The organism is Duganella sp. 1411 (genome assembly GCF_017833525.1).
Taxonomy (GTDB): domain Bacteria; phylum Pseudomonadota; class Gammaproteobacteria; order Burkholderiales; family Burkholderiaceae_D; genus Rugamonas.
In genome coordinates this window covers 23,684-35,317 of sequence record NZ_JAFICD010000012.1, presented here as the reverse complement: position 1 = coordinate 35,317, position 11,634 = coordinate 23,684, and the positions used below count along the sequence as shown (strand labels likewise).

6 protein-coding genes are annotated in these 11,634 nt (G+C 66.5%); 5 read left to right on the top strand and 1 reads right to left on the bottom strand.

Annotated features, from left to right (window positions below; all coding sequences use genetic code 11):
- Nucleotides 1–2: 2 nt before the first annotated feature.
- The 5 genes from JOD97_RS32105 to JOD97_RS32085 all read left to right on the top strand — a co-directional run bounded on the left by JOD97_RS32105 (nucleotide 3) and on the right by JOD97_RS32085 (nucleotide 9,735).
- Complete coding sequence (locus JOD97_RS32105; protein ID WP_209726881.1) at nucleotides 3–1,445, top strand: pectinesterase family protein; 1,443 nt, start codon at nucleotides 3–5, stop codon at nucleotides 1,443–1,445.
- A 164-nt stretch (nucleotides 1,446–1,609) separates the two neighbouring features.
- Nucleotides 1,610–4,423 (top strand): TonB-dependent siderophore receptor, encoded by a 2,814-nt coding sequence (locus JOD97_RS32100; protein WP_209726880.1) that lies wholly within the window; start codon nucleotides 1,610–1,612, stop codon nucleotides 4,421–4,423.
- 25 nt (nucleotides 4,424–4,448) lie between these two features.
- Nucleotides 4,449–6,089 (top strand): glycoside hydrolase 43 family protein, encoded by a 1,641-nt coding sequence (locus JOD97_RS32095; protein ID WP_209726879.1) that lies wholly within the window; start codon nucleotides 4,449–4,451, stop codon nucleotides 6,087–6,089.
- Nucleotides 6,090–6,109: 20 nt separating this feature from the next.
- Nucleotides 6,110–7,918 (top strand): glycoside hydrolase family 28 protein, encoded by a 1,809-nt coding sequence (locus JOD97_RS32090; RefSeq protein WP_209726900.1) that lies wholly within the window; start codon nucleotides 6,110–6,112, stop codon nucleotides 7,916–7,918.
- Nucleotides 7,915–9,735, top strand: coding sequence for a glycoside hydrolase family 28 protein (locus tag JOD97_RS32085; protein ID WP_209726878.1), 1,821 nt, complete (start codon nucleotides 7,915–7,917; stop codon nucleotides 9,733–9,735). Before JOD97_RS32090 ends, JOD97_RS32085 begins: the two co-directional genes overlap by 4 nt.
- Nucleotides 9,736–9,763: 28 nt before the next feature.
- Here the strand turns inward: JOD97_RS32085 and JOD97_RS33065 are convergent, their stop codons facing one another.
- A complete protein-coding gene (locus tag JOD97_RS33065) occupies nucleotides 9,764–11,440 on the bottom strand; it encodes a methyl-accepting chemotaxis protein (RefSeq protein WP_209726877.1) in 1,677 nt (558 codons plus the stop codon).
- Nucleotides 11,441–11,634: the final 194 nt, after the last annotated feature.

Here is an 11,634-nt window from a genome sequence, read left to right as displayed (position 1 = left end):
TCATGCGCAAACTTTTATCCGTCCTCTTCATTGCGGCGTTGCCGCTGCATTGCCTCGCCGCCGACGCATGGCAGGTCGCCCCGGCCGCGCACGCCACCGAAGTCCCGGTCGACACGCCGCTGCGCATCGTCTTCGACCGGGCGCCGCCGGCCCCCGGCTCGGGCTCGGTGCGCATCTTCCGCGCCGCCGACGGCGTCATGGTCGACGAGCTGCGTGCCGGCGAGGATGTCGACAGCATCGGCCACGCGCAGCAGGAATACAAGCGCGTGGTGCGCTATACGCCGATCACGGTGCGCGACACCACCGTGACGATCCGCCTGCACAGCGCGCGGCTCGACTACGACACCGAGTACACGGTGGTGGTCGACTCCGGCGTGTTCGGCAACGCCGGCATCGCCCCGTGGACGTTCCACACCCGCGCCGCGCCGCCGAGCGGCAACAGCCTGACGGTGGACGACGAAGGCCCGGCCGATTTCCGCACGCCCCAGGGCGCGCTGAACCACGCGATGCGCACGCTGCCGCGCGCCACGGCGGTGGCCATCAACATCGCCAACGGCCGCTACGACCAGTTGCTCTACCTGCGCGGCAAGGACAACATCACCTTGCACGGCCAGAGCCGCGACGGCGTCGTGCTGGAAGCGACCAACAACGACGGCATCAATCCCGGCACGGGCGCCGGCCGCGGGCCGCGCTCGCCGACGGCCAACGGCGGCCGCTCGGTGTTCCTGATCGAGGACGCCGACATGGTCACGCTCGACAATCTGACGCTGGTCAACAACACCGTGCGCGCGCAAAGCAAGGGCGGCCAAGCGGAGACGATCGTCTTCAACAACGACCGTGGCCGGCTGGTGGCGCGCAACGCCAGCTTCTTCAGCGAGCAGGACACGATCCAGGTCAAGGGCTACTCGTGGTTCTACCGCACGCTCATCGCCGGCAATGTCGACTTCATCTGGGGCGGCGCCCGCGCCGCGCTGTTCGAGGACAGCGAGATCCGCACCGTCGGCGACAGCGCCCAGCCCACCGGCGGCGGCTACATCGTGCAGGCGCGCACGGTCGCGGCGGCCGAGCCCGGCTTCGTCTTCCTCGACAGCCGGCTGACGCACGGCCCGGGGCCGCTGGGCAACGACGTCCCCGCCGGCAAAGCCTACCTGGCGCGCCAGGGACCGCCGACCACGTGGGACAACGTCAGCTTCATCCGCTGCCGCATGGACCGCCACATCGCCGCGCAAGGCTGGGCGACCACCAAGCCGGAAACGCCGGAGGCCACGCCGGGAGCGGGCTGGGGCGAGTTCGGCAGCATGGACCTGGGCGGCCGGATGCTGGACGTATCGCAGCGCACGCCGGGCCACCAGCTGACGGCGCAACAGGTGGCGGCCCGCTTCGGCAGCCGACAGCTGATTTTCAAGAGCTTCAACAACGGCCAGGGCTGGAACCCCACCCCATAACCACGTAACCACGTAAAACCCGTAAAACACGTAGGGCGGATTAGCGAAGCGTAATCCGCCATGCATGCGCCGCCCAAGGCCCATGCACGGCCGATCACGCCCGCGTTCCGCAAGATTCAAGCAACACCACAGACGTTCCATTATAAAAAAACAGGAGACTGAACATGACAACCACCACCACCAAACCCCGGCTCGCCCTAAGCGCCATCGCCCTCGCGGTGCTGACCCTGGCCAACCCGGCGCACGCGCAACAAACCAACGACAGCATGACCCGCGTCGAAGTGACCGGCTCGTCCATCAAGCGCATCGCCACCGAGAACGCCCTGCCCTTGACCACCTACAAGGCCGAGGAACTGGAAGCCCAGGGCCTGACCACGATGTCCGAAGTGGCCACCTCGCTGGTCACCGGCGCCACCAACGAGCCGGTCGGCGGCGGTGGCGGCGGCACCATGATCAACATGCGCGGCCTGAACACCAACCGCACCCTGGTGCTGCTCAACGGCCGCCGCCTGCCCAACGAGGCGGTCGGCGCCAGCTCGGTCAACGTCGACGTCGTGCCGATGAGCGCGGTCGAGCGGGTCGAGGTGCTGCGCGACGGCGCCTCGGCCATCTACGGCACCGACGCCATCGCCGGCGTGATCAACTTCATCACCAAGCGCACCGTCAACAAGGTCAGCCTCAGCGCCGGCATCGTCAAGCCGCAACGCTCGGGCGGCGGCGAACAGAACCGCTTCTCCATCGTCGGCGGCACCGGCGACCTGAAAAAAGACGGCTGGAACGTCTTCGCCGCGTTCGACACCCAGCGCCGCACGTCGCTGATGCAAAAGAGCCGGCCCGAAATCTGGGACCCGCAACGCATCGCGCAGCTGGGCGGCACGCTCTTCACGACCAACACGTCGGGCTCGTCGTCATCGCCGGCCAATTACACGGTCTACAACAACGGCAAGCCGACCGCCACCACCGGCAACCCGTACTGGGCCACCGGCTGCGGCAGCAACTACGACGCCCCATACAGCCTGGCGTCCACCAAGGCCTCCGGCGCCGGCGCCAAGACTTGCATCCTCGACCCGACCCTGTATCCGCAACTGCTGCCGGACAACAAGCAAACCACCTTGTTCACCAAGGCCTCGATCCGCCACGGCGACGACAAGCTGTTCACGGTGGAAATGCTCAACAGCGAGTCCTACATCGACGCGCTCAACCCGCCGCAGGTGTTCGGCGCGCAGACCGACTACGACAAGCTCAACCCCGGCGTGCGCAAGCCGCTGTTCATCAACAAGAGCAGCAAGTGGTATCCGGGCGGCAGCGGCGGCGTGCCGGCGATGGCCGGCGTCACCGGCCAGGACCTGGCGCTGACGTGGAGCCTGGACGAACTGGGCGCGGCCGGCACGCACGACCGCCAGAATACCAACCGCATCGTCGTCGCCGACGAGGGCGCCTTCATGGGCTGGGACTACCGGGTGGGCTTCAACGCCGCCATGAGCGAACGCCGGGTCGGCTACAAGAGCGGCTTCGTCACCACGCCCGAGCTGTACGCCGGCGTGGCCAGCGGCACGCTCAATCCCTTCGGCAAGCAGGACGCCGAGGGCCGCGCCTATCTCGACAGCATCAGCGTCGACGGCCAAAATTACCGCACCGCCCGCGTCAAATATTTCGGTCCGGATTTCAACCTGTCGCGCGAGCTGATGCCGCTCGAGGGCGGCGCGCTGGCCCTGGCCGTCGGCGGCGACCTGCACCGCGAAATGTACAGCGACAGCACCAGCATGCTGGCCAACGCGGTAACGTACAAATCGTCCGGCGCGCCGGGCACCACGCCCAAGGGCGCGCGCACCATCGGCGGCCTGTACCTGGAACTGGACGCGCCGCTGAGCAAGCAACTCGATCTGACCCTGGCGGCGCGCGCCGACCACTTCAGCGATTTCGGCTCGACCTTCAACCCCAAGGCCAGCGTGCGCTGGGAACCGCACACGGCCGTCATGCTGCGCGGCACGGCCAGCACCGGCTTCCGCGCGCCCACCCTGCCGGAACTGTACGGCGCGGCGCGCACCAGGACGCCGTCGGTCAACCGCTGGGACGATCCGCTGCTGTGCCCGAGCGCGACGCCGTCGCAACCGAACACCGGCTCGCTGACCACCGATCCGCGCTACGCCGGCCTGAACCTGGACTCGGCGCGCGTCTGCAACACCCAGCTGACCACCCTGACCGGCGCCAACCCCGACCTCGATCCGGAAAAATCGCGCACCTACACGGCCGGCATCGTGCTCGAGCCGGTCAAGAACATGATGGTGTCGTTCGACGTCTGGGACATCAAGATGAAGGGCACCATCGCGCAGATCACCGAGGACACCATCTTCTCCGACGTCAACCGCTACAACAACCTGTTCGTGCGCAATCCTGACGGCACCCTGGACTACATCGTCGTCACCCGCATGAACATGGGCGGGCTGCACACGCGCGGCGTCGACGTCGCCTTCCGCTACGTGGTGCCGACCACGCAATGGGGCAAGTTCGGCATCAACCTGGACGGCACCTATGTCGACAAGTACGCGGGCCAGAACGACGCCGGCGGCGCCTGGACCGACAGCGTCGGCCGTCCGGGCGCGCTGGCGACCGGCTCGACCTCGGCCAACACCTACATCTTCAAATGGAAGCACAACCTGCGCTTCTCGTGGAACTACGCCAAGTTCGGTGCGCAGCTGACGCAGTCCTACACCTCCAGCTACGAGGACACCAACGCGCTGCCGACGCAAAAGCCCGGCCAGCCGTTCTACAACGTCATCGACCACTACATCTTGTACAACCTGAGCACCAACTATAAATTCTCCGACAACCTGAAGGTGACCTTCGGCGTCAACAACCTGCTGAACGAGGAACCGCCGCTGTCGAACCAGCGTCTGAGCTCGCGCGTGGTGTTCGCGCAGAACATCGCCAAGCCGATCGGCCGCGCCTATACCTTGCGTGCCGAATACACCTTCTGACGCCATGACCAGGAACCTGAACATAATGAATCGTCACAACATCGCCGGCGCCGTGCTGCTGCCGCTGGCACTGGCCGCGTGCCAGACCGCTCCCGTCAACCCGCCCGGCGCCACGAAGCAGCCGTGGGTGGCCGACCTCGGCAATGGCCAGTACAAGAATCCCATCCTGCACGCCGACTATTCCGACCCGGACGCGATCCGCGTCGGCGACACCTATTACATGACCTCGTCGAGCTTCAACAGCGTGCCGGGCCTGCCGCTGCTGACCTCGAAGGACCTGGTCAACTGGGAGCTGGTCGGCCACGCGCTGCCGGCGCTGGTGCCGGCCGAGCGCTTCGCCGTGCCGCGCCATGGCGACGGCGTCTGGGCGCCTTGCCTGCGTTATCACGACGGCAAGTTCTGGATCTTCTATCCAGACCCGGACCACGGCATCTTCGTCATCACGGCGGAACGTTTCGACGGCCCGTGGAGCGCGCCCAAATTGCTACTGGCGGGCAAAGGCATCATCGACCCGACGCCGCTGTGGGACGACGACGGCAAGGCCTGGCTGCTGCACGGCTGGGCCAAGAGCCGCGCCGGCTTCAACAACGTCCTGACTTTGCGCGCGATGGCGCCGGACGCCGGCAAGCTGCTGGACCAGGAAGGCACCGTCATCATCGACGGCAACAAGCTGCCTGGCTACAAGACGCTGGAAGGGCCGAAATTCTATAAGGCCAACGGCTACTACTACGTGTTCGCGCCGGCCGGCGGCGTCGAGGAAGGCTGGCAGTCGGTGTTCCGCTCGCGCAGCCTGGCCGGACCGTACGAGGCGCGCAAGGTGCTGGAACAGGGCAACACGCCGATCAACGGCCCGCACCAGGGCGCCTGGGTGCGGGCGCAGGACGGCAAGGATTGGTTCATCCACTTCCAGGACCGCAACGCCTACGGCCGCGTGGTCCATCTGCAACCGATGCGCTGGATCGACGACTGGCCCATCATGGGCGATCGCGGTCCGCACGTGGGCGCCGGCCAGCCGGTGCTCACGCACGTCAAGCCGGTGGCCGGCGCGGCCGTCAAGACGCCGCCCACCTCCGACGAGTTCGACGGGCCCCGGCTCGGCCTGCAATGGCAGTGGAACGCCAACAGCAACCCGGACTGGTATTCGCTGAGCGCGCGTCCCGGCCAGTTGCGCCTGTTCACGCAGGCCGCGCCGGACGCGGCCGATTATGTGCGCGCGGCGCCGTCCATCCTGGCGCAGAAACCGCCGGCGCCGGCGTTCGTTGTCGACACCCATGTGCAGCTCAACGATGCCAACGACGGCGACCGCGCCGGCCTGATCGTCAACGCCATGCAGTATGCTTGGCTGGGCCTGCGCAAGACGGGCGGCGCGACCCAGCTGGTCTACACTAGCTGTGGACCGGCGGTGGTCCGCTGCAAGGAAACCGCGACCGTGGTGCTGCCGTCGGCGCCGACGTCGCTGTACCTGCGCATGAGCATGGCGGAGGGCGCGCTGGCCAGCTTCGCCTACAGCACCGACAACGTGACCTTCCAGACCGTGGGCCAGCCGCTCAAGATCAGCAAGGGCCGCTGGGTGGGCGCGCAGATCGGCCTGTTCAGCGTCGGCACCGCCGCCCACGCCAAGGCGTCGAGCCTGGATGTCGATTACTTCCGCGTCAGCGCGCCATGATGGAGACGAACATGAATGACATGAACCACCCGCTCAACCCGGGACGCCGCGCCCTGCTGCGCGCGGCCTCGGCCGGCGTCGTGCTGGGCGGCGGCGCGCCGCTGGCGTCCGCGCAGGCGCCGGCCGACGCCGATCCGTGGGCCACCGCCCAGCGCATCGTCGACCGTTTCGCCAAGCCGCTGGTGTTCCGCAAGGAGGACTTTGTCATCACCGCGTTCGGCGCCAAGCCGTGCAAGCTGGCCACGGTCACCAGCACCGGCGGCGACGAACCGCTGCAGCGCCCGTCGCCGGTGGCCAAGTCGCCGGACTGCCGTCCCGCCATCGCCGCCGCCATCGCCGCCTGCAACAAGGCCGGCGGCGGCCGCGTGCTGATTCCGGCCGGCAGCTGGTACTGTGCCGGACCGATCGTGCTGCTGTCCAACGTCAACGTCCACCTGGCCGCCGGCGCGCAGGTCTACTTCAGCGCCAACCCGGCCGACTACGCCAAATACGGCGACATCGATTGCGGCAAGAACGGCAAGCTGGTGATCTCGCGCTGGCAGGGCAACGACGTGCTGAACTATTCGCCGATGGTGTACGCCTACAACCAGCGCAACATCGCGCTGACGGGCGACGACTGGACCAGCATCCTCAACGGCCAGGCCGGCGTGCCGTTCGAAAACGGCGGCGGTTGTTGGTGGGATTGGAGCGGCAAGAACAAGCAGGCGCCCGCCACCGCGCGCCTGGTCAATCCGGTCAACCCGGCCTCGCTCGAGGCGGTCGTGCCCGGCATGCCGGCGGCCGAGCGGGAACTGATCCAGGGCGACCGGCCCGACTGGCGCAGCGATTCGCGCTATCTGCCGGTGCTGTCCGAGGCCGGCGTGCCGGTATCCAAACGCATCTTCGGCATCGGCCACTACCTGCGCCCGTGCATGGTCGAGTTCGTCGGCTGCACCGATGTGCTGATGCAGGGTTACCAGTTGATCGATTCGCCGTTCTGGCTGCACCACCCGGTCAACTGCCGCAACGTCCACTTCAGCAAGGTCAGGATGGAAAGCAAGGGGGCCAACAGCGACGGCTTCGATCCCGAGTCGTGCGATACGATTCTGGTCGAGGGCTGCCTGTTCAACACCGGCGACGATTGCATCGCCATCAAGTCCGGCAAGAATCGCGACATCGCCGAAGGGCCGACGCGCAACATGGTGATCCAGGACACCATCATGAACAGCGGCCACGGCGGCGTCACCTTGGGCAGCGAGATGGCCGCCGGCATCGAGCACGTGTACGCGCAGCGCATCGAGTTCCGCAACGTCCACTGGGACAGCGACCCGCTCGGCACGGCGATCCGCATGAAGACCAATATGAACCGCGGCGGCTTCCTGCGCCACTTCTACGTGCGCGACGTCACCGTGCCCAACGGCGTCAAGACCACGCCGGGCTTCTACAACCCGCTGCCCGGTTCGGCCATCAAGCCCAAGACGGTCTCGACCAGCGGGGGCGCCATCATCACCATCGATTGCGACTACGCGCCGGCCGACGACAACGTGCGCATCCGCCCGCCGTCGGTGTCGCATGTGCACATCTCCAACCTCAAGGCCGTCAACGTCAAGGTCGACGGCGCCGAGGTCTCGTGCTACCAGGCGATGGTGTTCCTCGGACCGGTGGCGACCAGCTTCAACGGCAAGCCGGGCACGCCGGTGCTGCCGCTGACCGATATCACCATCACCGACTGCGACTTCGGCACGCCGCGCAACGCCGAGCAGCCGTGGTTCGCCCACAACGTCAAGGGGCTGACGCTGAAGAACGTGCGCATCGCCGGCAAGACCGTTTCGACGGAGCTGTCGGCATGACGGCGCGCCGGCAGTTCATGCAAACGCTGGCCGGCGGCACCGTGGCGCTGGCCGGCGGTTTGCCGGCGCGGTTGCTGGCGGCGGCCACGCCGGCCGACGACCCGTGGCGCCAGGCCCAGGCCATCATCGACCGCGTGTCGAAGCCGCTCGTTTTCCGCAAGGAGGACTTCGACATCACGGCGTTTGGCGCCAAGGCTTGCGCGGTGGTGCCGATCAACGCCTGGGTCGGCTCCAGCGAACGGGCGGACATCCACACGCCGGCGCCGGACGCGGTCGATTGCTATCAGGCCATCACGGCCGCCATCGCCGCCTGCAACAAGGCCGGCGGCGGCCGCGTGCTGATCCCGACCGGCAACTGGCTGTGCGCCGGGCCGATCGTGCTGCTGTCGAACGTCCACGTGCATCTGGCCAAGGGCGCGCACGTCTACTTCTCCGCCAATCCGCTCGATTACGCGCGCCATGGCGCCTTCGATTGCGGCGCCAACGGCAAGCTGTCGCTGACCCGCTGGGAAGGCAATGACTGCCTGAATTATTCGTCGCTGGTGTACGCCCACGGCCAGCGCAACATCGCGCTGACCGGCGAGGACTGGACTTCGATCCTCGACGGCCAGGCCGGCGTGCCCTTCCCCGGCGACGCCGATTGCTGGTGGTCGTGGAAGGGCCGCGAACGCAAAGGCGAGGTGCACGTGCCGTTCACCGTCGGCAAGGTGCAGGAACGGCCGAACCCGCGCAATCGTCCGCTGGGTGAGATCGCGCCGCATTTGTCGGCCGAGGAGGGGAAGAAGATCCAGGGCGACGATCCGTGGTTCCAGTCCGATTCGCACTACCTGCGCGCGCTGAGCGAGGCGCGCGTGCCGGCCCAACAGCGTATCTTTGGCGTGGGACACTTCCTGCGTCCGCACATGGTGCAATTGATCAGCTGCACCGACGTGCTGCTGGCCGGCTACCAGACCACCAACACGCCGTTCTGGCAGCACAACCCGGTCGACTGCGAAAACCTGCACGTCAAGGGCATCTACGCCAACAGCATGGGCGCCAACAACGACGGCTTCGACCCGGAATCGTGCCGCCACGTGCTGATCGACGGCTGCCAGTTCAACACCGGCGACGACTGCATCGCCATCGATTCCGGCAAGGGCACGGACACGCAGTTCGGCCCGTGCGAGAACGTGGTGGTGCAGAACTGCCGCATGCACAGCGGCCATGGCGCGCTGACCCTGGGCAGCATCATGTCCGGCGGCATCCAAAACGTTTATGCGCAGAATTTGGTGTTTGAAAACGCCAACTGGAAAACGGATCCGCTGAACATCGGCATCCGGCTCAAGACCAATATGGCGCGCGGCGGCTTCCTGCGCAATTTCTATGTGCGCAATGTGAAGATACCCAACGGCATCCGCAGCACGCCGGCGTTTTACAAACCGACGCCCGGCTCGGGCATTCCGGACAAGACCGTGGCGGTCGGCGCGGGCGCGGTCATCACCTTCGACTGCGACTACACCTCGCGCGACGACACCATCCGTACGCGGCCGCCGCTGGTGACCAATGTGCATATTTCGGGGATCACGGTGGGCAATGTGCGGACCAGCGGGGGCAAGTTCTCGTGCTACCAGCCGATCGTGGTTTTGGGACCGGTGGCGGTGAACTACAACGGGCCGGGCAAGCCGCGGATGGAGCCGGTGAGCAACGTCACCATCAGCGATTGCGACTTCGGTACGCCCGTCGTTAAGCAACCTGCGTACTTGTACAACGTTAGGGACCTGGTGCTGAGGAACGTGACCATTGCCGGTAAGGTGCATAACCTGCGCTTGTCGTCGTAAGCGCTGGCGGCGGCGCATGCATGGCGGATTACGCTGCGCTAATCCGCCCTACGTGTCTTAACGGGTTTTTTGCGCCGCTGGCCGGGGGGACGGCTTCGAGCCGGCGTGCCGGCCGCGCTTGGGCCTGGTGGGCCGCCGCCGCGCCGCGCGTCTGCTCGTGTTGGAGTTTGAACACGCCCACCACTTCGGTCAAATGCGCGGCCTGCCCTTCCAGCGCGGCCGTCGCGGCGGCCGCCTCCTCCACCAGCGCGGCGTTCTGCTGTGTCACGGAATCCATCTCGTTGATGGCCTGGTTGATCTGCTCGATGCCGACCTCCTGCTCGCGGCTGGCCGCCGTGATTTCGGTCATGATGTCGGTGACCCGCTGGATGCTGGCGACCACCTCGGTCATCGTGGTGCCGGCCTTGGCAACCAGCTTGTTGCCCGCGTCGACCTGCTCGACCGAGTCGTTGATCAGGGTCTTGATCTCCTTGGCGGCGCCGGCCGAACGCTGCGCGAGGTTGCGCACCTCCGACGCCACCACCGCGAAGCCACGGCCCTGCTCGCCGGCGCGGGCCGCTTCCACCGCCGCGTTCAACGCCAGGATGTTGGTCTGGAACGCGATGCCGTCGATGACGCCGATGATGTCGGCGATCTTGCCGGCCGAGGCGTGGATGTGCCCCATCGTCGCCACCACGTCCGACACCACCACGCCGCCCTGGCGCGCCACCTCGACGGCCGACACCGCCAGCTGGTTGGCCTGGCGCGCGTTGTCGCTGTTTTGCTTGACGGTGGAGGTCAGCTCCTCCATCGACGAGGCGGTCTCCTCCAGCGCGCTGGCTTGCTGCTCGGTGCGCGAGGACAGGTCCATATTGCCGGTGGCCACCTCCGCCGTCGCGGTCGCGATCTCGCTGCTGCCGGTGAGCACCTGGCCGACGATGTTGTTCAGGCTCAGGTTCATGTCGTTGAGCGCGCGCAGTAGCGCGCCGATCTCGTCCTTGCTTTGCACGTCGATGGTGCCGCTCAAGTCGCCGGCGGCGACGGTTTGCGCCAGCGCCACGGCGCGGTTGACCGGCACCGTGATCGAGCGCGTGATGAACCAGCCGATCAACACCGCCGCGAGCGCGGCCGTCACCGACAGGATGACCGTGAATTGCACCGCCAACGCGCCGTCGGCGGCGATTTCCTCACCATCTTTTTTCATCAGCGACTCCTGGAAATCCTCCATCGCGTTGATGGAGTTGAAATAGGGAATTTGCACCGCGCGCAGTTCCTTGCTGACGTATTTGGCGGCCTGCTCGGTCTGACCATCCTTGATCAGCTTGACGAGGGCGAGGCGCGCCGCCGTGTAGGCCTCGCGGTGCACGCTTAGCGTCTTGAACAGTTCCTTACCCTTGGGAAGCGTCAGCATGCCGTCCAGCTTGCCCATATGCTCTTCAATCGTCTTCAGCGACACGTCCAGCTTTTCCAGTTGCTCGCGCACTTCCGCCGGGCTCGCCATACCGATGACGGCGTTGCGCAGCAAGCGCGATTGCACGTTCACCTCGGTCTGGATTTCCCTGGACAACGTCAGCTTGGCGAAGCTGTCGTTCAAGATCCGGTCCGTCGCCTGGTTGATCAGGTGGATGCGGTTGATGGCGACGAGCGCCACGGCGGCCAGCAGAATGACCACCACGCCAAAACCCAGGCCCAGCCGTGTTCCGATTTTTAAGTTGGAGATGTTCATGATAGTTTCCATTTGGGGTCAATTGACACTGCGACCTTTCGATGGTGCCCCAATGGCGGCCGTGCACATTGCGTCACGGCAAGTCCTGCAGCTGTGTGTTGTTTGGGCGCGTCACGATGCATGCTGCAAGCGTAAACGCCGAACGGCGCGGACTGGCCGCGCCGTTCGGCGGTTGCATCGTGGGAGCGGCGCCG